We start from the raw sequence: 23,596 nt of genomic DNA on the forward strand, positions 1-23,596 counted from the left end.
TATGGGACCGCTTGGGCGCGGGAAACTGAAAGGGTAATGCGGGGGAAGGCGGAGGTGTGTTACTTAGCGTGTCGGGATGGTTACGTGCTGTTACCGGCCTGGCTGCCGCTGGCGACGGAAAAACGCCGCACAGGCAACGAAGGCCGGTCCCTCGACTAGAGAATCAAACGCGCGAATCCGATGACGTGGGTTGCCGGGCCTGCTTGCCAGCAGCGGCACGACACGGCGCGCCAGAGCGTGCCTGGCAAGGGCCAAGCGGGCTTGCCGCAACAGCGGTGGTCGCGACGACACTCCCCGTCGCAATGACGGACCCCGCCGACTCCACCGGGACGACCTTGCTCTCCTTCTGCCCTCGCCGATGCTCCACCCACGCCAACACCGCGACGCCCACCGATCCACCGGGCAGCACGAACAGCACGGCGAACAACGCGAGTTTCCACCAGCGATGCGGACCTTGAAAGCTGCTCAGCGCGGAGTCGGTCAGGGAGCGGCTCAAGCCGCCAAGGGTGTTTTTGAGGTACAGCATCAGGGAAATCCTTTTGGCACGGCGCCATCGCGGCGTGCAGACAATCGGTCAGAACATGGTCTCGGGTGGCGCGGGTCGCGCGTAACTCGTTGCCTATAATAATATTGACTATGCAATTAAATTTCAAGATACTTTGCTCGCGCGCGGCTGCGGTGTTGTTTTTTGCGCCGTTCGCACGACGCGAAATGAAATTTGACTTGTCTGCTTAGGCAGCTAGAATCCGTTCTGCTCGACGATGTTCCCGGATACACGATGCCCGACGGCCCTTACAACGCGGACGAGATTCACCTCGAATCGAGTCTTGGCTATTACCTGACGAAAGCGCGAAACGTGCTGGTCGAGCGGACGGACCGCGCGGTCAAACCGTTAGGACTGACCGCCCAGCAAATCGGCGTGATTCTGGTGTTATCCGCGCACCGCGCGAGCACGCCGTTCGAGTTGTCGCGCGTCATGTCATACGACAGCGGATCCATGACGCGTCTGCTCGATCGCCTTGAAAAGAAAGGCTTTATCGTGCGAACGCGCAGCGACGCCGACCGCCGGATGGTCAAGCTCGAGCTGACGCCGCAGGGCCACGAAGCGGCGAAGCAATTGCCCAGTCTGGGCGCCGCCGTGCTGAATGAGCAGTTGCGCGGATTTTCCGCCGCCGACCACGCCACCCTGCTCGACCTGCTCGGCCGTTTTATTGCGAATGGGATCGATGCGGGAGGAAGCGCATGTTGCGGCGTCGGACCATCGCAGGACTCGCTGGAAGATTCACCCGAAGAGCCTCCGCCAGGTCGCGGCGGGCAGTAACCAAGAGGCGCTTTTGAAAGCGCCATCGTTTGAAAATGTCTGTCTGGGCAGAGGGTGATCCGGCATGTATGCGCGCCGCTTGAAGGGTGCGATAAAGCTGCCGCGACAAGCTTTCCCGGCTGAGGAGAAACACACATGGCTGCCACGGCTTCCGCCGACGCCCTACCCGCCGCCGAACCCGCTCCGCTCAAAGGCGGGGCGCTGGCCTTGCTTACCGTTGGTCTCGCGCTCGGCACGTTCATGGAAGTGCTCGACACCTCGATCGCGAATGTCGCCGTACCGACTATCTCCGGTAGCCTCGGCGTAGCGACCAGTCAGGGCACCTGGGTCATCTCGTCGTATTCCGTGGCCTCGGCGATCGCCGTGCCGTTGACCGGGTGGCTGGCGCGGCGCGTCGGCGAAGTGCGGTTGTTCACGCTGTCCGTTCTGCTTTTCACGATCGCCTCGGCGCTGTGCGGCTTCGCGCACAACTTCGAGTCGCTGATCGCGTTCCGGCTCGTGCAAGGGCTGGTCTCGGGGCCGATGGTCCCGCTTTCGCAGACGATTCTGATGCGCTCGTACCCACCGGAAAAGCGCGGGCTCGCGCTCGGCCTTTGGGCGATGACGGTGATTTGCGCGCCGATTTTCGGTCCGGTGATGGGCGGCTATATCACCGACAACTACACGTGGCCGTGGATCTTCTACATCAATGTGCCGATCGGGTTGTTCTCGGCGGTGTGCGCGTTCCTGCTGCTGCGTGGTCGCGAAACCAAGGTGACCAAACAGCGTATCGATGCGGTCGGCCTCGCGCTGCTAGTGATCGGCGTGTCGTGCCTGCAGATGGTGCTCGATCTCGGTAAGGATCGCGACTGGTTCAACTCGACGTTCATCATCACGCTGGCCATTATCGCGGTGGTGTCGATTGCGTTCCTGCTGGTGTGGGAGATGACGGACAAGGAACCCGTTGTCGATCTTTCGCTGTTCAAGGATCGCAACTTTGCGCTCGGCGTGGTGATCATTTCATTCGGGTTTATGGCGTTCTTCGGGTCAGTGGTGATTTTCCCGCTCTGGCTGCAGACGGTGATGGGGTATACCGCCGGGCTTGCCGGTTTGGCGACGGCACCCGTCGGCATTCTCGCGCTGTTTTTGTCGCCGATGATCGGCAAGAACATGCATCGGCTGAATCTGCGGGTGGTGGCGAGTTTTGCGTTCATCGTGTTTGCGTTTGTGTCGTTCTGGAATTCCACTTTTACGCTCGATGTGCCGTTCAATCATGTGATCTGGCCGCGGTTGGTGCAGGGGATTGGTGTTGCCTGTTTCTTTGTGCCGATGACTACTATTACGCTGTCCAGCGTGTCGGATGAGCGGCTTGCTAGTGCTTCGGGGTTGTCCAACTTCTTTCGGACTTTGTCTGGGGCGATTGGGACGGCCATCAGTACGACGTACTGGGAGAATGACACTATCTATCATCATGCTATGTTGACTGATTCTGTTAACGTCTATTCGGCTAATACCAATGCTTATACCAATGCGTTGGGGAGTATTGGGCTTTCTGGGGATAGCCTCACCGCTCAGTTGAATCAGGTTGTTACTGCACAGGCCTATATGATGGCCACTAATGATTTTTTTCGTATTTCTTGTGCGGCGTTTCTTGTGCTTGCTGTGCTTGTTTGGGTTACTAAGCCCAAGAAGGGGGTTGGGCCTTCTATGGGGCATTGAGCGTTATTTTTTGCCTTCGGCGGTGGTGCCTTTCCTTGAATTGTTAGTGGTCTATTAGCGTTGCCCCTGTGCGGGGCGGCACTTACTTTCTTTGCCGCCGCAAAGAAAGATAAGCAAAGAAAGCGGCTAGAAGCCCCTGCTAAGTGGGCACCGTGGTCTGCACAGGGTAGTGGTGCATCTGGAATCTGTGTTCGTGCCACTACATGCTCTTGTGACAAGGGCGTCATACTTCCGGCGGCGCTCCGCGCGCCGAAGAGTAGTTCCTAAAACCACTCGTCGTGCTTTTGCGTTAGTGGGTACGCGTGTCTGATTTTTTGTGCAAAAGCCGATCAGATCGTTCTACACGCGGTGTCTGGTGAAGCGATCCTCGCAGAGGATCGCGAACCGGTTCGTTGCTGATTGCGTTGCCGCTTTTGCCTCTCCTACTGCGTTATCGCTTCTCCGCTTGTTCCCGGGATCGATTGCCCCTGCGATGCGTCGGGGTGCATCGCCGTTGGTGATGGTTGCGATGGTTTTGTGGCGCTTTGCGGTGTGCCCGGCGTGTTGCCTCGTACGTATTGCTTGAAGTCGGCGCCCGCCTCCCATGGGTTTGGTTTGCAACCCATCGAGCCGTCGCAATGTGCGGCGAAACCGATCGTTGCTGTGCCGTCCGGGTTCGGGGTGCGTGTGATCTGGTACGCCAGCGCGCGCTTGCCGCCGTCCGGGCCCGATGTCTGGATCAACGTGTCAGTCGATGACTCGATCTTGTACGTCGAATGGCCCGCTACCCACGTCTGCGCTCGCTGCCACCAGATGTCACACTCGGCCTTGCTCGAACACGTCAACGGCGTCGTCGCGATCTGCATCACGTCCGGGTTCACCTGCCCCTGCGTCGAACACCCCGCCGCCACTACGCACACTACAGCCAACAGACCTTTTTTCATCGCGGTGAAGCCTCCCTCTCTGGAGCGTGTCGTCTAAGTTGGACCGTATCCCCAGCACAGTGTTTCATACGCCTTTGCGAATGGTTAAACGGACGGAGAATTTGCCGATGCAGTTGGGCCGACGGCGGCGCTTTGCGTAGACGTTACCTGGGCGCAATAAAAAAGCGGCCCTTCATGGCCGCTTCCTGCTTCGCAAATGAAAATGCCGTTCAGCGATAACTGAACGGCATTAGTTCTTAGCCTGCTTTTTCCGGCGCGCTGCCTACGTTCGTCGTCGTTTAGACGCTAAACCGGTTCAGCGTGTATGCCCTGTAGGCGGCGACAAATGCGTCGAATGAACCCACCTCTTCTCGTTCAAGCTTGGCCTGCTCTGCCAGCGATTGCGTCGCGAGGTCGGCGAACTCTTTCGTCTGTGCGGCATCCAGCGGGCGTGCGCGGAAATAGGCGGCGTGCGCTTCGCTTTGCTCGAGGCCAAAGGTGAGGAAGCTCTGCTGCTTGTCGCGCATCGTTTGCAATACGCGTGCGGACGGTGTCAGCGAGGCATCCGCCAGTTTTGCCCGTTGAACCGCCACGGCGCGTGCGTGTGAGTCACCGCCGTGTAGTGCGTCGAGCGTAGCCGCTGCCGAGTCGATCTTGACGAGCAGTTCGTTCGCCCAGTCCGTCATCGCGATCGGGTTGCCGTTGCGCGTCAGTTCGAGGCCCGGTTTGCGGCCTTCCATCGTCACGCGGCCGAAGTTCTGATTGGCCTCTGCGTACGCGTCCGGTGGCAGCGTTGCGCTGTCGTCGAGTGCGCAGACCAGCAGGTAGGCGTCCAGAAAACGCGACGTCTCCAGTGAAATGCCGGTCGGCTCAAATGGGTCGATGTCCATGCAGCGCACCTCGACGTATTGCACGCCGCGCGCAGCCAGCGCGTGCAGCGGACGCTCGCCGGGATGCGTGACGCGCTTCGGACGGATCGTCGAATAGAACTCGTTTTCGATCTGCAGTACGTTCGTGTTGATTTGCACCCACTCGCCGTCGCGTTGCGTGCCGATCGCTTCATACGCGGGATACGGCTGGCTTACGGCCTTCGCGAGTGCGTCGAGGTAGCCCGGCAAGGTGTTGTAGTCGGCCTGGAGCGCGGCTTGTGCTGTGGTGTTCGAGTAGCCGAGGTCGCTCATGCGCAAGCTGGTCGCATAGGGGCGATACAGCGTGTCGGCGTCGAAGGTTTCGAGCGTGTGCTGGCGATCACGCAGGAAGCGGCGGTCTAGTGCCGGCGACGCGCCGAACAGGTACATCAGCAGCCAGTTGGTGCGGCGGAAATTGCGGATCAGCGCGAGGTAACGGTCGGACTGGAAGTCGACGGCATTTGCCGTGGACTGCTGGTCGGCATGCAACACCCGCCACACTTCTTCGTTCAGCGAATAGTTGTAGTGGATGCCCGCAATGCACTGCATCGTGCGGCCGTAACGGAGCGCGAGGCCAATGCGGTACACGTACTTCAGTTTGCCGATATTCGACGTGCCGTAATGCGCGATCGGAATGCCTTCGTCCGTTTCAGGCAGCAGGCCCGGCATGGAGTTGTTCCACAGGATCTCGTCGCCGAGTTCTGCGTAGACGAAACGATGCAGCGTATCGAGTTTCTCGAGCGTGATCGCGACGTCGTGTTCAGCCGGCGTGATCAGTTCGAGCAACGCCTCGGAATAGTCGGTGGTGAGCGACGGATGCGTGAGCGCCGAGCCGAGCGCGCGCGGATGCGGCGTCATGGCGAGCTTGCCGTCGTGCGTCACGCGCAGGCTTTCCTTTTCGATGCCGCGCAGGCCGCGTATCAGCGCGTCGCGCTGCGGGCCTGTGGTGAGCACGGACAAGCGGTGCGAGAACGTGTCGTTCGTGCGGGAAGGTGTCGTGTTTGGCATTGATGCGAGTCGGGCGTTGTCGGCCGCCATGTGCCGCTTCACTGCTTAGGTGCAGCACTGCGCGGTTGACAACGTTCGGCGGAATTTTCGGGTAGCGGGCACTTTAACATCTCGCCACGACGGCTGCTTGAGGCCGCTCCGGACGGCCTTCCGACGACACAAGCTGGCCTGATTTCAGCACGATTCAGCACGAAAGTAGCTGCCCTGCGCCTTACGCTACCCTTCGCGCGCTCGACGCGCGATTCGCTTAGCGTCCCGAGTGCAGCCGCCACGCTAGCCGCGTGCCCACGCCCACGGTCCGCCAGTTCCGTGCTGCCCTCCCCCGACCGCTACACCACCTCAGCCGCCGCGCGCGGCGCCGGCCCGATCCGCCACCTCGTTCCATAGATGCATTGCGGCGTACGCGCGCCATGGCCGCCATGTGTCGGTGCGAGTGCGTTGCTGCGTGGGCCGCACGAGCGACGGATCGCGCGCGCAGATTGACTGCATCAGCACGAGGTCCCATGCGGGCCACGCGTCGGCATCACGCCATGCACGCATCGCCACATACTCGACGGTCCATGGCCCGATGCCGGGCAGTGCGAGCAACGCTGCGCGCAGGCTGTCGGCATCGGGCCATGGACCGTCGAGCGGCACGTCGCCCGAAGCGACTGCCTGCGCGAAGCCCTGCAACGCCGCTACGCGTTTACCCGGCATGCCGATCTTTTCCAGATCTACGGCCGCGAGCGCGGCGGGCGTTGGAAAGCGCCACGCTGTGTTCTCATGCGGATGACCTTCGATGCGCTCGCCGGCACGCTGCACCAATCGTCCGATGATGGTGGTCGCCGCCTTCACGCTGACCTGCTGCCCGACGATTGCGCGCACCACCAGCTCGAAGCCCGACCACGCGCCCGGAACGCGCAGACCCGGCACGGCTTCGATCAACGGCGCAAGCCATGGGTCGGCAGCCAGTTCGTTGCCGATCTTCTTCGGGTCGGCGTGCAGATCGAACATCCTCGCGATCGGCGCGGCGAGCGCGTCGGCGTGACGGCTTGCAGGGCCGTCGATGTTCGCGACGATGCAGCGCTTGCGCGGATGCAGGCGCACGGTCAGCGTGCCGCTGTCGCCGGCCCAATCGATCGCGCGGCGATAGGCACCGTCTTCGACGGCTTCGACGCCGGGCGTCGCGCGCCCGCCGAAAAAGCGCAGCAGGCGCGGCCAGTCGAAGGGTGGTTTGAAGGGCAGTTCGAGTGTTGCGACGTCGTCAAGCGTGCTCACGCGGCATGGTCCAGGTTGGTGGTGGTTGCGATGGCCGCGTGCTCGCGGCGCTTGGGTTCGTCGCGCGAAACGTCGCCTGCGTGCTGGGCTTCATTATCGAGCAGTGCGGCCTTGCGCGGCAGGCCCCAGCGGTATCCCGCCAGCGCCCCGCCCTTCTGCACGACACGATGACATGGAATCGCCAGCGCGACCGGATTCGTCGCGCACGCGCTCGCTACTGCGCGCACGGCCCGGGGTGAGCCCACTGCTTCCGCGATCTGCGAATAGCTGCGCGTCTCACCGTAGGGAATACGCCGCAGCGCGTCCCACACACGCTGCCGGAACGCGGTAGCGGCGATATCCAGCGGCAGATCGAAGTCCTGGCGGGTGCCGCGCAGATACGCGTCGATCTGGGCGATGAACGGTGCGAGCCGCGTTGCGTCCTCGACCAGTTCGGCGTTGGCAAACTCGCCGTGCAGATCGTCGACGAGTATCGCCTCATCGTCGCCGAAACCGATTTTGCAGATGCCTTTGTCGGTTGCCGCGATCAGTACGAAGCCGAGCGAGGTCGGCGCGCCGGCGTAGCGCACGGTAAGCCCGGCGCCTTTGCGGCGAAACGCGGAGGGCGCCATGCCCAATTCGGCTGAAGCGCTGTCGTACATCCGCGATGGCGAGCCGAAGCCGGCGTCGAGCGTGGCGCGCGTCACGTCCGACCCGCTCTGCAGCGCATCGCGCAACGCGGCGCCGCGCTGCGCGGCCTGATACTGACGCGGCGAGACACCCACCACGCGCTTGAACAGACGCTGCAAGTGGAACGGGCTGACGTGCACCGCGTCGCTCAATTGCGCGAGCGTGAGGCGTTGCTGCGGATCGGCATCCAGCGCGGCGCACGCGCGATTGACGATCTCCAGTTCGCGCGGCAGGCCGCCCGGCTGGCAACGCTTGCAATCGCGATAGCCCGCGGCGCGAGCGGCGTTGGCGTCCGTGAAGAACGCGACGTTTTCGCGACGCGGCTGGCGCGACGCGCATGACGGGCGGCAGAACACGCCCGTCGTTTTGACGGCGAAGAAGAACGCGCCGTCGGCTTGCGGGTCGCGGCGGGTGACGGCTTCCCAACGCTCGGCGTCGGTGGTCCAGCGCGGCGTGCTGGTGGCGGCTTCGTTGCTGATCTCGGTAGTGTCGGTGCGGTTCATGATGGTCCCGGAAAGTCGGTGTCGATGCTCACCAATGTAGGCCGCATGCTGAAACACTACGCCCCGGTTCTTGCTCTGTCATTGCGCTTCCTCGTAGGGCCGGAAGCCCCGCCGGGCGCCCGTTTCGCCTCAAACTGCGACAATTTGGCCCGATATCGGGTTTTCCCTTAAAAAGTTATTGCGTCGCATCAACCCCATGTGTATATTAGTACTTGTCTCCTCCATGTCTCCTCCTGATATGGATTCAGCCCGCTCCACATAGAGCGGGCTTTTTTTCGTCTGAACATTTTTGATCTGTCCCTTGCGGCCGGTTGATCGCCCGCTCTCGCAGCGCCGTCCTTTCTCCTACACTGGTGGCTGTTCATCCGTTCTGCGAGCCACGCAAGGGGCGTTCGATATGAAAATCCACATTCGCGAGATCGATCACATTGTCATTCGGGCGTCGAACGTTCCGGAGATGACGCGCTTTTACTGCGAGGTGCTCGGTTGCAGCGTCGAGAAGGAGCAACCCGATCTGGGCCTGACGCAGTTGCGCGCGGGGCGCTCGCTGATCGACCTGTTAAAGGTCGGAGCGAAGCTCGATCACCCCGAAAACGGCGTGCCGGGCGCGGGGCGGAACATGGACCACGTGTGTTTGCGGGTTGAGCCGTTCGACGCCGAGGCGCTCAAGGCGCATCTGGCCGAACACGGCGCGCGGCCAGGCGAGGCGGCTTTGCGCTATGGCGCGGATGGGTTTGGGCAGTCGCTGTATCTGTTCGACCCGGAAGGCAATATGGTCGAACTTAAAGGGCCACCCGAAGCGGCGCGTGTGACGTCGCTGTAACGGGCGCTGCCAAGGCCTTTACCAAGTTACGAGGCTAGCAGCTTACCAGGCGTTGGCAGGCGCCTTCAACACCGTCCACTCGATCTTCACCGCATCGGCATCGGCGCTGCCGAGCCATGCTTCGCCGTCCTGCACGGTGCATTGCAGACGCATGGTCCGTTCGGCGAGCGAGCCGAGCGCGGCGGCGACGTCTTCGCCGAGCGTCCATACCGTCACATTGCGCATGCGTTCGACCTTGCTGCGCACGCCCTGCCACCAGATGTCCGACGTGCGGCCGCCATAAGCGATCACGATCACTTCGTTCGAGCGGCCGCTCGCCTTGGCAATGCGCCGTTCGTCGGGCTGGCCGACTTCGATCCAGGTTTCAATCGCGCCGGTGAGGTCCTTCTGCCACAGATCCGGCTCGTCGACATCCGACAAACCTTTGCAGAATTCGAGGCGTTCCTGCGCGAACAGCGCGAACGCGGCGACGCGGACCATCATCCGTTCGTCGGTTTCCGAGGGATGGCGGGCGATCGTCAGGGAATGGTCGGCGTAATAGTGCCGGTCCATGTTGGCGATCTGCAGTTCCGCCTTGTAAATCGTCGATTTGAGAGCCATGCCGTTACTAAACCAGGCGCTCACTCCACCGGAGGCGGAGCGAACAGAAAAAGAATCGTCGACGGCGCGTTGCCGTTTTCCGTGTTTGTTGTACATCGCGTGTTCCTCCCGGGCCGAAAAAACCGGCTGCAATTGCGACTATTGCAACGGGAGAAGCATTTATCGCGCCACTGTCGGCTCGAAAGCAGTGCCATACACCTCGGCAGCGGCTTGCCGCAAGGCTTCCAGCACGACGGAGGCCGCTGGCGAAAGCAGATGCGACTGGCGCGTGATGATACCGAATGTATCCATTCTGCACGGTAAATCGATCGGTACCTGCTTGAGAACACCGTACTGTTGGTACTGACGCGCCACTTCGTCAGGTAAAACCGCCAACATGTCGCTTTGAAGTAATAAGCTCGAAATCGCCAAAAAATTGTTGGTATTGACGACGTTTTGGGGTGGATTCAGTCCGATCTGCGAAAACATCAGATCAAAGCGGTGACGCAAAACGCTGCCCGGCGGGTGCAAAACCCAACTCGCGTTGACGATTCCACGCAGTGTCAAACCTGTTTCATTTTCGAGAGGATGGCCGGGACGCGCCACCACGCAGAGCGGCTCGTCGGCGAGCGGTTCGTAGCGGACTTCCGCCTTGAACTGGTTCTGCCGCTCCAGTACCCGGCCGATCATGATGTCCAGTTCGCCTTCGGCGAGCTTCGGCAGCATCACATCCGACGTTTCCACCTCCACCCAGATTTGCAACTGCGGATAGCGTTCCTTCACGCTGGCGATGGCGCGCGGCACCATCGTCGCAGCCGCCGCGGCGATCACGCCGATCCGCACCTGGCCGGCCAGACCGGCGCGCAGGGCCGAGATTTCATCGTGTGCGTGGCTGAGATTCGAGAGCACCATGCGCGCGTGACGGATCATCACTTCGCCGTACAGCGTGGCGTGCATGCCGTGCGGTGTGCGGTCGAACAGACTCACCTCCAGCATGTCCTCCAGCTCTTTCAGAAGCCGCGACGCGGCGGGCTGGGTCATGCCGAGCACGTCGGCGGCGCGCCGGACGTTGCCCTCCTCTTCCATTGCCGCAAGCAGCAGCAACTGTCGCGTTTTAAGCCGCGCCCGCACGAACCAGTTCGAGTAGCTACGCGTCATGGCCTGTCTCCCTATGCGGCTCGATGCCGTCTATCGGACGATTTGCCGTCGTTGAGTCTCCATCATGCCATATCGAAATTGATATCGGGATGGCCGAAAAAGGGATTGGAAAGTTATTGGGGCGGCTCATACCATTCGTGGACTTTCTGAGCTTCCCCATGTGGCGCCCTCCCGTCGATGAATCGTGATCCGCTCGTCCCGCTCGTTGTCAGTCCGTTTCGCCATTACATCAATGGCGGATGGGAGACGGGCGCGACCACCGGCGTGTCGCTGAATCCGTCGGATCTGGATGAACCGGTCGGCGACTATGTGCGGGCCGATGCAAGGCAAACCGATACGGCTATCGAAGCGGCCAGCGCGGCGTTCCGCGAATGGTCGCTGGGTTCGGCGCAGCGCCGCGCGGATGCGCTCGATGCGATCGGCAGCGAGATGCTGGCGCGACGTGACGAACTGGGCCGGCTGCTCGCGCGCGAAGTCGGCAAGCCGTTGTCCGAGGCCTTGACCGAAGCTACGCGCGCCGGACAGATTTTCAAATTCTTCGCTGCAGAGGCACTTCGCGCGTTTGCCGAACCCGTGGCGTTGGCGCGCGCCGGCGTCGAGATCGATGTGACGCGCGAACCGCTCGGCGTCATCGGCATCATTGCGCCTTGGAGCGCGCCGCTGGCGATTGCCGCCGCCAAGATCGGCGCCGCCCTCGCCTACGGCAATTGCGTGGTCTTCAAACCGGCCGAATCGGCAGCAGGTTGCGCGGCGGCGCTGGCATCTATTGTCAGCCGCGCAGGTTTGCCGGCCGGCGTATTCAATTTGGTGATGGGCAGCGGCCGGCAGGTCGGCGCGCGGATCGCCGCGCATCCGTTGGTGGCGGCGGTCGGTTTCACCGGGTCCGCAGAAATCGGCACACGTGTCCTGCAGGTTGCCGCTGCAAGGCAAGCCCGCGTGCAACTGGAAATGGGCGGCAAGAATCCCTTCGTGGTGCTGGGTGATGCCGACCTCGACAGCGCTGTCGATGCAGCCCTCAGCGGCGCGTATGGTTCTACCGGCCAATGCAGTACGGCTGCGTCGAGGTTGATCGTCGAACGTGCGGTGTTCGAGCCGTTCGTCGACGCATTGCGGGCGAAGCTCGCCAGGCTCAACGTCGATCACGCACTGAAGCACGGCACCGATGTGGGCCCGGTCGCCAACGCCGCGCAGTTGGAGCGCAATCTCGACTACGTACGCGTTGGTCAGGAGGAAGGCGCGCAACTGCTGCACGGCGGCCGACAGCTGGAGCGCGCGACACGCGGCTACTTTTTCGAACCGGCTTTGTTTATCGGCGAACCCGAACACCGCATCGCACGAGAAGAGGTCTTCGGTCCGCTCGCCGTCGTGCTGAAAGCCGACGACTACGACCACGCACTGCATCTCGCGAACGACTCCGCTTACGGTCTATGCGCCGGCATCTGCACGCGCTCCTTGAGTCGCGCGCGGCATTTCCGCCGCCACGCGCAATGCGGCCTCGTCACGATCAATCTGCCGACGACCACCGTCGAGCATTACGCGCCTGGCGGCGGTCGCAAGGCATCAGCCTACGGCGCAACCGATGCAGCGTTCTGGACGGCCGTGAAAACGGCCTACGTTGCGGGTTGATGGCCATGAGGCGCGCTCACTTCGTCATCTCTCCCGCGGCTCGGTCCGCAGCGCATTGCACGGCGCACGCTGCCGCTGCCGCGATCCGAACGGTTCACCCCATCGCCCATCCACGCCCCGGCTGACGCCGCCGTGCATTCCCCGCTGCAAATAAACGAAACCAATGCAGCTTTCCAACCTCAGGAGACAAGTATGACCAGCAAGCTTCGCCGTTTGACGCTATCCGCGATCGCAGCCGCGGCGCTCGCCGCGCCCTTTGCCGCACAATTCTCCGCGCACGCAGACCAGCCGCTGAAAGTCGGCTTCCTCGTGAAGATGCCGGAACAGGCGTGGTTCATCAACGAACAGAAAGCCGCCAGCGCGCTCGGCCAGAAAGACGGCTTCGCGGTGGTCAACATCGGCACGCCCGACGGTGAAAAAGTGCTGGCCGCGATCGATAACCTCGGCGCACAAGGCGCTAAAGGCTTCGTGATCTGCGCACCCGACGTGCGGCTCGGACCGGCGATCCAGGCGCGTGCGAAGCGCTACAACATGAAGTTCGTCACCGTCGACGATCAACTGGTCGACTCCACCGGCAAGCCGCTGCCGAACGTGCCGCATCTGGGCATGTCCGCGTTCAAGATCGGCAATCAGGTCGGCACGGCGATCTCCGAAGAGATGAAGCGCCGCGGCTGGAAGCCGGAAGAAGTCGGCGCGCTGCGCATCACGAACTACGAACTGCCGACCGCCAAACTGCGCACCGATGGCGCAACGGAATCGCTGCTGGCCGGCGGCTTCAAGAAGGAAAACATCTTCGACGCGCCGCAAAAGACCACCGATGACGAAGGCGGTTTCAACGTATCGTCGCCAGTACTCGCGCAGCATCCGAACATCAAGAAGTGGGTGATCTTCGCGTTGAACGAGGAAAGCGTGCTGGGCGGCGTTCGCGCAACTGAACAGCTGCACATTCCGGCGGCGGACGTGATCGGCGTGGGCATCAACGGTGCGGGCGAAGCGTTCGCCGAGTTCCAGAAGAAGGAACCGACGGGCTTCTACGGCACGATCGCCGTGAGCTCGACGATGCACGGCAAGGAGAGCACGGAGAACCTCGTCGAGTGGATCAAGGACGGCAAGCAGCCGCCCGCCGACACGCAAACCACCGGCAAGCTGATGGTGCGCGGCAACTGGCAGGACGTGCGTAAAGAGCTCGGAATTTAAGCGGTATTCGAGTCTGCACACTGCGGGCCTTTTTTCACGTTCACGCTGACGTCAACGCGAGATCGGCCCGCATAGCTTGTCCACCCGCTAGAGGCTTTCGATGACGGTTTCTCACACTGGCGAAATGGCGTCGCCCACGCAAGCGCCCTCGCCTACGCTTGCGTCGACTGATTCGTATCTGCAACTCGACGGCATCACCGTGCGCTTTCCCGGCGTGCTCGCGCTCGACCAGGTGTCGCTCGACGTGCGGCGCGGCGAAGTACACGGGCTGATGGGTGAAAACGGCGCCGGCAAATCGACGCTGCTCAAAGTGCTGTCCGGCGTGAACCAGCCGGCGGCGGGCACCTTGCTGCTCGATGGTGTCGAGCAGCAGTTTGTCACCACCAAGGCGGCCATCGCGGCGGGCGTCGCGATCATCTATCAGGAACTGCATCTGGTGCCTGAATTGACGGTTGCAGAAAACCTGATGCTGGGCGCCCTGCCCAACCGCTTCGGCGTGCTCGATGAAAAGGCGCTGGTTGCACGTGCGGTGCGCGAGCTGGAACGACTCGGCGAAAAAATCGATCCGTCGCAGCAGGTGAAGAATCTCTCGATCGGTCAGCGGCAGATGATCGAAATCGGCAAGGCGCTGATGCGCGACGCGCGTGTGATTGCGTTCGACGAACCGACGAGCTCGTTGTCGTCCCGCGAAACCGCGCAGCTGTTCCGGATCATTCGCGCATTGAAGGCCGAGGGCCGGGCGATTATCTATGTCACACATCGGATGGACGAAGTCTACGAACTATGCGACCGCGTGACGGTGTTTCGCGACGGTCGCCGCATCGATACGTTCGAAGCCGGCGACGGACTCGATCGCGATCGCCTGATTAGTTGCATGGTGGGCCGTTCGATTGCCGACGTGTACGGCTACCGCTCACGCGAACTGGGCGGCCTGCAACTCGAAGTCAAGGACCTGATGGGACGCGGCTTGCGCGAACCGGCCTCTTTTACCGCGCGTAAAGGTGAAATTGTCGGCTTCTTCGGTCTGGTGGGCGCAGGCCGTTCGGAGCTGATGAAACTGATTTACGGCGCCGTCAAACCGAGCGCCGGTGAGATCGTACTCAAGGGAAAACGCGTGCGTTTCGCCACGCCGCGCGATGCCGTGCGTGCGGGCGTCGCACTGTGTCCGGAAGATCGCAAACAGGAAGGGATCGTCTCGATTGCTTCTGTGTCGGACAACCTCAATATCAGTTGCCGCCGTCACTTCAGCCGTTTCAACGTGCTCAACGGCCGCAAGGAAGCGCAAACCGCCAAAGAGTTCATTGGCAAGCTCTCGATCAAAACGCGTAACGGCGAGACACCGATCGGCACCCTCTCCGGCGGTAATCAGCAGAAGGTGATTCTGTCGCGCTGGCTCGCCGAAGACATCGATGTGTTCCTGATGGATGAACCCACGCGTGGCATCGACGTCGGCGCGCGCAGCGAAATTTACGGCCTGCTGTATGGGCTCGCTGAAGCGGGTCGCACGGTGATCGTGGTGTCGAGCGATCTGGCCGAAGTGATCGGCGTGGCGGATCGCGTGATCGTGATGAAGGAAGGCTGCATCGTCGGCAATTTGCCGAAGGCGCAGGCCACACCGGATGCGCTGATCAAACTTGCGTTGCCACGCTGAGGACGCCGCGTTCGCCAGTCAACCGAAGAACACTGAATGCAACCGACGGCAACTGCGTCACGCCATCGAAAACGGAATAGACATCATGCAGACACCCTCAACCGACTCCTCTACGCCAGCCATCGCTTCCTCGGGCCTGAGCGCGCGCGCCGCGCGCACCTGGGACCTGATCAACAAGTCCGGCATCGTGATGGTGTTCATCATCCTGTTCGCGGCTTTGTCGTTCACCGTGCCGGATTTCTTGAGCTCGCGAAACATCCAAGGCTTGCTGCTCTCCGTCACGCTAATTGGTTCGATATCCGTAACGATGATGTTCGTGCTCGCGCTGGGCGAAGTGGATTTGTCGGTGGCGTCGATCGTCGCGTTCGCGGGCGTGGTGGCGTCCACCTTGATTACCGCGACGCATAGCGTGACGCTCGGCATCGCTGCCGGCGTGCTCGCTGGCGGCGCGGTCGGACTGGTCAACGGCGTGCTGGTTGCGCGCTACAAGATCAACTCGCTGATCGTCACGCTCGCGATGATGGAGGTCGTGCGTGGCCTCGCCTTCATCACGTCGAACGGCGACGCGGTGATGATTTCCGAAGAGCGTTTCTTCGACCTCGGCGGCGGCGCGTTCCTCGGTATTTCCTATCCGATCTGGAGCAACATTGTCGGCTTCGTGCTGTTCGGTTTTCTGCTGAAGAAAACCGTGTTCGGCAAAAACGTGCTGGCCGTGGGTGGCAATAGCGAGGCCGCTTTGCTCGCGGGCTTGCCGGTCACCCGAATCAAGATCACAGTGTTCGTATTGCAGGGCCTCGTCACGGGCTTTGCCGGCGTGATGCTGGCGTCACGCATGAGTCTCGGCGACCCGAAAACGTCGGTCGGTCTCGAACTCGGCGTGATCTCTGCGTGCGTGCTCGGTGGCGTCTCGCTGACGGGCGGCGTCGCAACGATTTCCGGTGTGCTGGTCGGCGTGCTGATCATGGGTTCCGTGCAGGACGCAATGAGCCTGATGAACGTGCCGACCTTCTACCAATACCTGATTCGCGGCGGGATTCTGCTGCTCGCGGTGTTGTTCGATCAGTACCGCCGCAGCAAGCGCGTGCACTGACACGCGCCCGCACTACATGCTTGTCAACAGGAGATTTCATGGCTGATTCCAACCAGACAAAAAAGCCGCTGCGCAGCCAGGCGTGGTTTGGCCTCAAAGACCGCGACGGCTTTCTGCATCGCTCGTGGATGAAAAACCAGGGCATTCCGCACGACGAATTCGACGGGCGCCCGGTGATCGGCATCTGCAATACGTGGTCCGAACTGACGCCTTGCAACGCGCATTTTCGCGAGCTCGCCGAGTACGTGAAAAAAGGCGTGCACGAAGCGGGCGGCTTGCCGCTCGAATTTCCGGTGATGTCGCTCGGCGAGACCAATCTGCGGCCTACCGCGATGCTGTTTCGCAATCTGGCTTCGATGGATGTCGAGGAGTCGATTCGCGGCAATCCGATGGACGGCGTGATTCTGCTCGTCGGCTGCGATAAGACCACACCGGCGCTGCTGATGGGCGCAGCGTCGTGCAATCTGCCGGCACTGGCCGTGTCGGGCGGACCGATGCTCAACGGACGGTTCCGCGGTAAGAACATCGGCTCGGGTACGGGCGTCTGGCAGATGTCCGAGGAAGTGCGCGCCGGCACGATGACACAGGAAGAATTCACCGAAGCCGAGTCGTGCATGAACCGCTCACGCGGCCACTGCATGACCATGGGCACCGCGTCGACGATGGCTTCGATGGTCGAATCGCTCGGCATGGGTTTGCCGCACAACGCGGCGATTCCTGCCGTCGATGCACGCAGGCAAGTGCTCGCGCATCTGGCCGGCCGGCGCATCGTCGATATGGTCCGCGAGGACCTCACGATGGACAAGATCCTCACGCGTCAGGCGTTCGAAAACGCGATCCGCACCAATGCGGCGATTGGCGGCTCCACCAATGCGGTCGTGCATCTGATCGCGCTGGCCAAGCGCATCGGCGTGGAGCTTTCGCTGGAAGACTGGGAGCTCGGCTCGAACGTGCCGTGTCTCGTGAATCTGCAACCGTCAGGCGAGTACCTGATGGAAGACTTTTACTACGCGGGCGGCTTGCCCGCCGTGCTCAAGCAACTCGGTGAGCAAGGCCTGCTGCATCGCGAAGCGTTGACGGTGAACGGCAAGACGATCTGGGACAACGTGCGCAACGCGCCGAATCACGACGAGAAGGTCATCACGACGTTCGCCGAGCCGTTCAAGCCAAAGGCCGGCATTGCGGTGCTCAAGGGCAACCTGGCGCCGAACGGCGCGGTGATCAAGCCCTCGGCGGCAACGCCGCATCTTCTGAAACATCGCGGCCGCGCGGTGGTATTCGAGAACATCGAGGAGCTGCACGCGAAGATCGACGACGACTCGCTCGATATCGATGAGCACTGCGTCATGGTGCTCAAGGGCGCGGGGCCGAAGGGATACCCGGGTTTCGCTGAAGTCGGCAACATGCCGCTGCCAAAGAAGGTGCTGCAGAAAGGCATCACGGACATGGTGCGTATTTCGGACGGCCGCATGAGCGGCACGGCGTACGGCTCGGTGGTTCTGCATGTATCGCCGGAAGCGGCTGCAGGCGGGCCGCTCGCGTTCGTGCAAACCGGCGACATGATCGAACTCGACGTCGACGCCCGCCGCCTGCATCTGGATGTCACCGACGAAGAACTCGCGCGTCGCCGCGCCGCCTGGCAGCCGCCTGCGCCGCCCACGCGCGGCTACTACAAGCTCTACGTCGAGCACGTGTTGCAAGCGGACCAGGGCGCGGATCTGGACTTCCTGGTCGGATCGAGCGGCGCGCCGGTACCGCGCGACTCGCATTGATGATCTTTTGAACGGTTAGCCGTTTCTCCCTGCGCTTTGCGAGAAGGCGTATTGCCGATGCGGATCGAAAGCCCGCATCGGCTTTTTTATCGGCGTCACGTTATGGAAAACGCGCATGCAAAGCGCGCGCAGAAATAAAAAGCGGCCGGGCACGTAATGCCCAGCCGATTTTTAACTCGCAGGTTCTCAGCCCCTCAGTTTTTAATATCAGAGGGTTTATAGCGAAAATAAAACCGGGCGTTTACCCGGGGGTGTTGGCGTTTAGCTTATTGTTTGATGAATCGATCGTTTGCCCAGAGGCCTTGCGTATCGCTATTGCCGGCATTCACGAATTCGACGTCATGGCCGACTACGCGCACAACGCGGAAACTCGAGTTTTCCGGCGTCGAAACGCACTGATATCCCGAGAAGAATTCCTGCATCTTTTGCTGTTCACCGGCTTGCGCGTGGACATCGGCGGCGTCGAGTTTATCTTTCGACAGACAGCCATACGCGTTGGCCTTGAACTGGATTGTTTGCTGCGGCTTGACCATGGAGTCTTGAGCCTGAACAGAAGCGGCAGCCAATCCCGCAATGGCGAAAACAAGGGCGATTCGCGTTTTCATATTTTCCTCCGGTGCGGGTTGAATTACTCAGGTTAGCTATGTATTTAACTTTAACGTCGAACCCGCACCTTGCACTTTAGGAGAACGCGCAAGAACGACAAGCACATCTTGTGTGCGGTCGCAACAGCGGCGAATTGTCGCACCACCTGCCGCACCTGCTTAAGCTTTGAGCAGTCGCTTAAACAGGGCTGATTGAAACGGATAACTAAAAGACGGGCAGGGTGCGCCGCTTTAACCAGTAAAGCTTTGCGGCGCGTATTGGCGTAAACGCGAGGCACCAATTAAGTGATTTACTACAATTAATGCAGGTGTTTGGTGCATTGCACACAAAGTCATTCACCCGACTAATCAAAAATCACGAAATAACGGTGTGTATACAGAAGATAAAAGGTGCCAGGTGCCCCAGGCGACGCAGCATGGCGTGCCTGGGCGACGCGGTTTAGGGTACTCAGCCGTGCTGATTGGTCTTGAAGAACTCGGACTGGAACATGCACATGCGCAACGCATTGTGATAGCGGCCGTTGCCGAAAAACTCCTCGATCAACTCGGCCTCGTGCCGGAAACCGCACTTCTCATAGACGTGGATGGCAGCGGTATTCGACTTGTCGACGATCAGGTAGACCTTGCGCAGGTTCAGCACCGAAAACGCATAGTCGATCGCGAGCTGCGTGGCGACGGTGGCATAGCCGCGGCCCTGCGCATGCGGCGCGATGATGATCTGAAACTCGCCGCGCCGGTGGATATAGTCCAGTTCGATCAATTCGACGACACCGACGGTCTGGCCGTCGTTGTCGATCGCCACGAAACGGCGCTCGCGCAGGTCGTGCACGTGCTGGTCGTACAGCTGGGTCAGTTCGGAGAACGTCTCATAAGGCTCTTCGAACCAATAACGCATGATCTTTGCGTTGTTGTTCACTTCGTGGACGAAGCGCAGATCGGTGCGCTCGAGCGGGCGCAGGGTCAGTTCGCTGCTGCGTTCGTTAGTCATTGGATTCCCCTTGAGAATTATTGGTTTGATTGCGCAGGCTTGGCGTGAGAACTCAAGCCTGCGTTTCCTGTTAGTCAGGCCTCAGCGCAGGGAGTTCTTACAACGCCTCGCGCCCACGCAGCGCGTTCTTGTGAAGCGCGAGACGCTGCGCGGGTTCGGCAAGGGAGGGGCGTCGCGTTGTCGCAGGCCGCTTATCGCAAATTTGTGAGGGGCTTGGCACCGTGTGGGCACATGCGGTGCTCTACAATGAAAATCATGCTCTTGCGATGGAGGCTACCGTGATCGAGCACTTGATATTAGGCGCCTTTCTGGTCATCCCGCTGCTCATCGTCGCGTTTCTTTTTTCCGACGAATTGTGGCAGGAGCATCGGCATCTGCATGACCTGCATCTTGAGCCCACGAAGCCGCGCCGTGACTGGCGGCATCCGCTGCGCCGCTCGCGGCATCGGGTTTGACCCTTTCAGGGGAATGCATCGATCATCGCGCTGCAAGCGTCGCTGCGAGGCGAGGGCGCTTCTTGTGAGACCCACGAACGAGACCCACAATCAGACCCGCAAATAAAAAAGCCTGCCGTTTCGGGCAGGCTGAAAAGAGATCCACACTCAATGCCTTGCGGGTACAAGGCAGACGCCAGTCTAGCCGTCTAGCGCGTGCGGCTGGTTTCACCGGCCATTACACATATTACGGGGCGTGACCAGTTGCGTCGTCCTCGGCCTTCGCGCCGTCTGCAGGGGCGCGCCAATGGTTGCGAATGCGCGTGGCGAGCGCTTCGAGCGTGGCCGCATCGGCGACATCGCGTGCATGCATGCGCAGCGGCTGTCCTTCCCAGCGCGGGATCACGTGAAAATGCACGTGCGGCACCGTTTGTCCCGCCGCAGCGCCATTGAACTGTCCGATGAACACGCCGTCCGGGCGCAAGGCCGCGCGAACGGCGATGGCAAGTTTCTGCGTCATACGCATGCAGGCTACCGTCGACGCATCCGACAACTCGAAAATCTCAACCGCGGCTTCCTTTGGCACGATCAGCATGTGGCCGTCGGCTTGCGGCATCAGGTCCATGAAGGCCAGCGCGGCATCGCTTTCCGCCACTTTGATGCAGGGTAGTTCGCCGCGCAGAATCTTCGCGAAGGGATTGCTGTCGTCGTAGTTCATCACGCGTCCTCTAGTTGCCGTACGGTCCAAGGTGGAGATGCTGGACGATATTGTCCACCACCTCTGTTACAACACGCTGCTATACCGCGCGCGCTGCGCGTTTGATTGCCTGCGGCGGCTGGCCGAACGCGCGCAGAAAGGCGCGCCGCATCCGTTCGGTATCGATAAAGCCGGTTTCGGCCGCGACGGCTTCCATCGAGTGACGGCCTGCTTCGAGCATGGCGCGAGCGGCTTCCACACGCAACGCCTCAATGGCCTTGGCCGGCGATTGGCGCGTTTCGTCGCGAAAGGCGCGGCTGAACTGGCGCGGGCTCAGATGCGCGACGTCGGCGAGCTGTTCGACCGTCAACGGCTCGCGCAGATGGTTCTTCGCGTATGACAGCGCGTCCTGAATCCGGTCGGACTTCGGCTCCAGGTCGAGCATGGCCGAGAACTGCGACTGCCCGCCGGTGCGCCGGTGATAGACCACCAGTTTCTTGGCGATGGCGCGCGAGACCTCGACGCCGAGATCGCTTTCGACCAGCGCCAGACACAGATCGATGCAGGCCGTCATGCCGGCCGAGGTCCACACCGAGCCGTCGGCGACAAAGATGCGGTCTTCGTCGATACGCGTATCGGGAAAGCGCTGCTGCAAGTTGCGGGCGTGGTACCAGTGGGTCGTGGCATGCCGGCCATCGAGGATGCCCGCTTCGGCCAGCACGAAAGCGCCGGTGCAGATGCTGGTGGTGCGGCGCGAGGCGGCGAGGGCGTCATTCAGAAACCCCAGCAATCCCGCCGATGACGGCTCGATCTGCATCGCGCCCGTCACGACGACCGTGTCATACGCCGGGTCACCGAACGCCTTCGTCGCAACCTCGACGCCCGCCGAGCTGCGCACCATCCCGCCCTGTTCGGAGATGACTTCCACCTGATATTCCGGCTGACCGACCTCGAGGTTGGCCAGCTCGAACACGGAGATCGCCACCATATCGAGGATCTGGAAGCCGGGAAAAACCACCACGCCGACGCGTTTCATTGCGATGTCCTAAAACGAGGTAAATACGACATTTGAGACAAGAGGCTACGCGCCTAGACTTCACTCGTCAACACCGCGATGCCCACAAAAAAGGCACAGCGGCGGAGGTTTCAGTCTTCCCATTCATCGATCAGGGCTCAGGCGTGACGCGCCAAGCCCGCAAGGAGATTCACCATGGCAACGCAAGCAAACAAGGGCACGGCATTGATTACGGGCGCATCGTCGGGCATCGGTGCGGTTTATGCGGACCGCCTCGCACGGCGCGGTTACGACCTGATTCTGGTGGCGCGCGACGTCAAACGTCTGACGGGCGTAGCCGAGCGTCTGACCGCGGAAACCGGCCGCCATATCGAGACCATTGCCGCCGATCTGACCGTCAAGGCCGACCAGCGGCGTATTGAGGAACGTCTGCGCGCCGACCGTGGCATCACCATGCTGGTCAACAACGCAGGCGTCGGCGCGACAGCTTCGTTGATCGACTCGAATATCGATGACCTCGACGGCATGATCGAGCTGAACGTGACAGCACTGACGCGGCTGACGGCGGCAGCCGTGCCGGGTTTCGTGGAGCGCGGCAACGGTATCGTGATCAATATCTCGTCGATCGTCGCGCTGTCGCCGGAAACGCTGAACGGCACCTACAGCGGCACCAAGGCCTACGTGTTGAACCTGACGCAGTCGCTGCATCACGAAGTGGGCGGCAAGGGCGTGCAATTGCAGGCCGTGCTGCCGGGCGCAACCAGCACCGCGTTCTGGGACCGCGCCGGTCTCGCGGTCGAACATCTGCCGTCGCAGATCGTGATGACCGCCGAGGACATGGTGGACGCCGCGCTCGTGGGTCTCGACCAGCATGAACTCGTGACGATTCCGTCCTTGCCGGACGCGGCCGACTGGGAGCGCTTCAACACCGCTCGCCAGCATCTCGGGCCGAACCTGTCGCACAGCCTGCCGGCTGCGCGTTACACACGCGGGTAATCGCTGGCTTGGTGTGCGCCTCGCGAGCGCCTAGCGCCAGTCGGTTGAAACGTCGTCGGGATCGACCAGCGTCAGTCCCGACGACGGCAGCGGCAACGCCGTCTTGTAGCGCACCTGCTTGAGCGCAAAGCTCGAACGAATGTTGGAGATGCCCGGAATCTTCGTCAGATGATCAACGATGAAGCGCTCCAGCGTCTGCATATCCGGCATCACCACACGCAGCAGATAGTCGGCGTCGCCCGTCATCAGATAGCACTCCATCACCTCGGGGCGCTCCGAAATCGCCTGCTCGAAGCGAGTCAGCGCGTCTTCCACCTGCTTTTCCAGACTCACCTGAATAAACACGTTGATGCGTAGCCCGAGCGGCTCCGGATTCAGCAGCGTGACCTGCTGCTTGAACAGGCCGAGCTTTTCGAGCGCGCGCACGCGGTTGAAGCAGGGCGTGGGCGACAGATTCACCGAGCGGGCCAGATCCGCATTGGTGATGCGCGCGTTCTGCTGCAACTGGCTCAGGATGCCGATGTCGATGCGGTCGAGTCGTCTGGGTGGCGTGGTCATAGAGTAAATATTCTGTTGTGTGGGCCAAATCCGGAATAAATAGCCTATCCCAGTGCGGGATCACAAGCAAATGAGATGCTCATTTTGTGAGCACGTGGTTACCATTGACTCACTTGATCTTGAGCCGAACGCGTTGATGCG

General features: G+C 61.4%; 22 protein-coding genes. 10 read left to right on the forward strand and 12 right to left on the reverse strand.

From position 1 onward, the window contains the following. Positions 1-163: 163 nt before the first annotated feature. On the reverse strand, positions 164-526 hold the full coding sequence (locus tag KHO30_RS30040) for a hypothetical protein (protein ID WP_093634526.1): 363 nt from the start codon (positions 524-526) through the stop codon (positions 164-166). Between the two features lie 252 nt (positions 527-778). Between KHO30_RS30040 and KHO30_RS30045 the strand changes: the two genes are divergently transcribed. Beyond that, on the forward strand, positions 779-1,321 hold the full coding sequence (locus KHO30_RS30045) for a MarR family winged helix-turn-helix transcriptional regulator (RefSeq protein ID WP_211703124.1): 543 nt from the start codon (positions 779-781) through the stop codon (positions 1,319-1,321). Between the two features lie 135 nt (positions 1,322-1,456). Beyond that, entirely contained in the window at positions 1,457-3,019 is a 1,563-nt protein-coding gene (locus tag KHO30_RS30050) for a DHA2 family efflux MFS transporter permease subunit (protein WP_211703125.1), read from the forward strand. A gap of 422 nt (positions 3,020-3,441) precedes the next feature. On the opposite strand, the gene KHO30_RS30055 is transcribed toward KHO30_RS30050, so the two are convergent. The 4 genes from KHO30_RS30055 to ada form a co-directional block, all read right to left on the reverse strand. Continuing rightward, a complete protein-coding gene (locus KHO30_RS30055) occupies positions 3,442-3,942 on the reverse strand; it encodes a hypothetical protein (RefSeq protein ID WP_211703126.1) in 501 nt (166 codons plus the stop codon). A gap of 278 nt (positions 3,943-4,220) precedes the next feature. Beyond that, positions 4,221-5,837: a glutamate--cysteine ligase gene (gene gshA / locus KHO30_RS30060; RefSeq protein WP_211703127.1), complete on the reverse strand. Its 1,617-nt coding sequence runs from the start codon at positions 5,835-5,837 to the stop codon at positions 4,221-4,223. 339 nt (positions 5,838-6,176) lie between these two features. Further along, complete coding sequence (locus tag KHO30_RS30065; protein WP_211703128.1) at positions 6,177-7,094, reverse strand: DNA-3-methyladenine glycosylase family protein; 918 nt, start codon at positions 7,092-7,094, stop codon at positions 6,177-6,179. Further along, complete coding sequence (gene ada, locus KHO30_RS30070) at positions 7,091-8,266, reverse strand: bifunctional DNA-binding transcriptional regulator/O6-methylguanine-DNA methyltransferase Ada (RefSeq protein WP_211703129.1); 1,176 nt, start codon at positions 8,264-8,266, stop codon at positions 7,091-7,093. The genes KHO30_RS30065 and ada overlap by 4 nt, the downstream gene beginning before the upstream one ends. 397 nt (positions 8,267-8,663) lie before the next feature. Here ada and KHO30_RS30075 point away from each other — a divergent pair, with 397 nt between their 5' ends. Then, positions 8,664-9,089 carry a VOC family protein gene (locus KHO30_RS30075; protein ID WP_093634532.1) on the forward strand — a complete coding sequence of 142 codons (426 nt, stop codon included), beginning with the start codon at positions 8,664-8,666 and terminating at the stop codon, positions 9,087-9,089. Positions 9,090-9,131: 42 nt separating this feature from the next. Here the strand turns inward: KHO30_RS30075 and KHO30_RS30080 are convergent, their stop codons facing one another. Both KHO30_RS30080 and KHO30_RS30085 read right to left on the reverse strand, forming a co-directional pair. Further along, entirely contained in the window at positions 9,132-9,689 is a 558-nt protein-coding gene (locus KHO30_RS30080; protein WP_054037178.1) for a YaeQ family protein, read from the reverse strand. A gap of 159 nt (positions 9,690-9,848) precedes the next feature. Then, on the reverse strand, positions 9,849-10,826 hold the full coding sequence (locus KHO30_RS30085) for a LysR family transcriptional regulator (protein WP_200565621.1): 978 nt from the start codon (positions 10,824-10,826) through the stop codon (positions 9,849-9,851). Between the two features lie 177 nt (positions 10,827-11,003). Here KHO30_RS30085 and KHO30_RS30090 point away from each other — a divergent pair, with 177 nt between their 5' ends. The 5 genes from KHO30_RS30090 (at position 11,004) to KHO30_RS30110 (ending at position 18,162) form a co-directional block, all read left to right on the forward strand. Continuing rightward, positions 11,004-12,452 (forward strand): aldehyde dehydrogenase family protein, encoded by a 1,449-nt coding sequence (locus KHO30_RS30090; RefSeq protein ID WP_211703130.1) that lies wholly within the window; start codon positions 11,004-11,006, stop codon positions 12,450-12,452. 192 nt (positions 12,453-12,644) lie between these two features. Continuing rightward, on the forward strand, positions 12,645-13,649 hold the full coding sequence (locus KHO30_RS30095; protein WP_211703131.1) for an arabinose ABC transporter substrate-binding protein: 1,005 nt from the start codon (positions 12,645-12,647) through the stop codon (positions 13,647-13,649). Between the two features lie 100 nt (positions 13,650-13,749). After that, on the forward strand, positions 13,750-15,300 hold the full coding sequence (gene araG / locus KHO30_RS30100) for an L-arabinose ABC transporter ATP-binding protein AraG (RefSeq protein ID WP_408384491.1): 1,551 nt from the start codon (positions 13,750-13,752) through the stop codon (positions 15,298-15,300). Between the two features lie 85 nt (positions 15,301-15,385). Beyond that, on the forward strand, positions 15,386-16,390 hold the full coding sequence (gene araH, locus KHO30_RS30105) for an L-arabinose ABC transporter permease AraH (protein ID WP_093634676.1): 1,005 nt from the start codon (positions 15,386-15,388) through the stop codon (positions 16,388-16,390). A gap of 38 nt (positions 16,391-16,428) precedes the next feature. After that, on the forward strand, positions 16,429-18,162 hold the full coding sequence (locus KHO30_RS30110) for an IlvD/Edd family dehydratase (protein WP_200565623.1): 1,734 nt from the start codon (positions 16,429-16,431) through the stop codon (positions 18,160-18,162). Positions 18,163-18,428: 266 nt separating this feature from the next. Here KHO30_RS30110 and sap1 read toward each other — a convergent pair whose 3' ends face one another. Together sap1 and speG are read right to left on the reverse strand one after the other, a co-directional pair. Further along, positions 18,429-18,767, reverse strand: a complete 339-nt coding sequence (sap1, locus tag KHO30_RS30115; RefSeq protein ID WP_093634538.1) for a surface attachment protein Sap1 — start codon at positions 18,765-18,767, stop codon at positions 18,429-18,431. Positions 18,768-19,215: 448 nt separating this feature from the next. Next, complete coding sequence (speG, locus tag KHO30_RS30120) at positions 19,216-19,755, reverse strand: spermidine N1-acetyltransferase (protein ID WP_211703132.1); 540 nt, start codon at positions 19,753-19,755, stop codon at positions 19,216-19,218. A 221-nt stretch (positions 19,756-19,976) separates the two neighbouring features. On the opposite strand from speG, the gene KHO30_RS30125 reads away from it, so the two are divergent. Then, positions 19,977-20,210 (forward strand): hypothetical protein, encoded by a 234-nt coding sequence (locus tag KHO30_RS30125; RefSeq protein ID WP_143131699.1) that lies wholly within the window; start codon positions 19,977-19,979, stop codon positions 20,208-20,210. A 226-nt stretch (positions 20,211-20,436) separates the two neighbouring features. On the opposite strand, the gene KHO30_RS30130 is transcribed toward KHO30_RS30125, so the two are convergent. Next, the gene (locus KHO30_RS30130; RefSeq protein ID WP_200565624.1) at positions 20,437-20,907 is read right to left on the reverse strand and encodes an HIT family protein; all 471 of its coding nucleotides are present in this window, start codon (positions 20,905-20,907) and stop codon (positions 20,437-20,439) included. A 79-nt stretch (positions 20,908-20,986) separates the two neighbouring features. Further along, complete coding sequence (locus tag KHO30_RS30135) at positions 20,987-21,922, reverse strand: GlxA family transcriptional regulator (protein ID WP_211703133.1); 936 nt, start codon at positions 21,920-21,922, stop codon at positions 20,987-20,989. A 174-nt stretch (positions 21,923-22,096) separates the two neighbouring features. Here KHO30_RS30135 and KHO30_RS30140 point away from each other — a divergent pair, with 174 nt between their 5' ends. Continuing rightward, a complete protein-coding gene (locus tag KHO30_RS30140; protein ID WP_211703134.1) occupies positions 22,097-22,897 on the forward strand; it encodes an SDR family NAD(P)-dependent oxidoreductase in 801 nt (266 codons plus the stop codon). A 30-nt stretch (positions 22,898-22,927) separates the two neighbouring features. Here KHO30_RS30140 and KHO30_RS30145 read toward each other — a convergent pair whose 3' ends face one another. Beyond that, a complete protein-coding gene (locus tag KHO30_RS30145) occupies positions 22,928-23,455 on the reverse strand; it encodes an Lrp/AsnC family transcriptional regulator (RefSeq protein WP_054037036.1) in 528 nt (175 codons plus the stop codon). Positions 23,456-23,596: the final 141 nt, after the last annotated feature.

The sequence above is a fragment of the Paraburkholderia aspalathi genome (genome assembly GCF_905220735.1).
In the GTDB taxonomy this organism is placed as follows: domain Bacteria; phylum Pseudomonadota; class Gammaproteobacteria; order Burkholderiales; family Burkholderiaceae; genus Paraburkholderia; species Paraburkholderia aspalathi.

Bases quoted from the DNA above. Each gene is read 5' to 3' on its own strand.
- KHO30_RS30040 (WP_093634526.1), bottom strand. From the start codon at position 526: ATGCTGTACCTCAAAAACACCCTTGGCGGCTTGAGCCGCTCCCTGACC.
- ada (WP_211703129.1), bottom strand. From the start codon at position 8,266: ATGAACCGCACCGACACTACCGAGATCAGCAACGAAGCCGCCACCAGC.
- KHO30_RS30075 (WP_093634532.1), top strand. From the start codon at position 8,664: ATGAAAATCCACATTCGCGAGATCGATCACATTGTCATTCGGGCGTCG.
- KHO30_RS30110 (WP_200565623.1), top strand. From the start codon at position 16,429: ATGGCTGATTCCAACCAGACAAAAAAGCCGCTGCGCAGCCAGGCGTGG.
- araG (WP_408384491.1), top strand. From the start codon at position 13,750: ATGACGGTTTCTCACACTGGCGAAATGGCGTCGCCCACGCAAGCGCCC.
- KHO30_RS30045 (WP_211703124.1), top strand. From the start codon at position 779: ATGCCCGACGGCCCTTACAACGCGGACGAGATTCACCTCGAATCGAGT.
- KHO30_RS30090 (WP_211703130.1), top strand. From the start codon at position 11,004: ATGAATCGTGATCCGCTCGTCCCGCTCGTTGTCAGTCCGTTTCGCCAT.
- sap1 (WP_093634538.1), bottom strand. From the start codon at position 18,767: ATGAAAACGCGAATCGCCCTTGTTTTCGCCATTGCGGGATTGGCTGCC.
- KHO30_RS30080 (WP_054037178.1), bottom strand. From the start codon at position 9,689: ATGGCTCTCAAATCGACGATTTACAAGGCGGAACTGCAGATCGCCAAC.
- speG (WP_211703132.1), bottom strand. From the start codon at position 19,755: ATGACTAACGAACGCAGCAGCGAACTGACCCTGCGCCCGCTCGAGCGC.
- KHO30_RS30050 (WP_211703125.1), top strand. From the start codon at position 1,457: ATGGCTGCCACGGCTTCCGCCGACGCCCTACCCGCCGCCGAACCCGCT.
- KHO30_RS30140 (WP_211703134.1), top strand. From the start codon at position 22,097: ATGGCAACGCAAGCAAACAAGGGCACGGCATTGATTACGGGCGCATCG.
- KHO30_RS30095 (WP_211703131.1), top strand. From the start codon at position 12,645: ATGACCAGCAAGCTTCGCCGTTTGACGCTATCCGCGATCGCAGCCGCG.
- KHO30_RS30135 (WP_211703133.1), bottom strand. From the start codon at position 21,922: ATGAAACGCGTCGGCGTGGTGGTTTTTCCCGGCTTCCAGATCCTCGAT.
- gshA (WP_211703127.1), bottom strand. From the start codon at position 5,837: ATGCCAAACACGACACCTTCCCGCACGAACGACACGTTCTCGCACCGC.
- KHO30_RS30130 (WP_200565624.1), bottom strand. From the start codon at position 20,907: ATGAACTACGACGACAGCAATCCCTTCGCGAAGATTCTGCGCGGCGAA.
- araH (WP_093634676.1), top strand. From the start codon at position 15,386: ATGCAGACACCCTCAACCGACTCCTCTACGCCAGCCATCGCTTCCTCG.
- KHO30_RS30145 (WP_054037036.1), bottom strand. From the start codon at position 23,455: ATGACCACGCCACCCAGACGACTCGACCGCATCGACATCGGCATCCTG.
- KHO30_RS30085 (WP_200565621.1), bottom strand. From the start codon at position 10,826: ATGACGCGTAGCTACTCGAACTGGTTCGTGCGGGCGCGGCTTAAAACG.
- KHO30_RS30055 (WP_211703126.1), bottom strand. From the start codon at position 3,942: ATGAAAAAAGGTCTGTTGGCTGTAGTGTGCGTAGTGGCGGCGGGGTGT.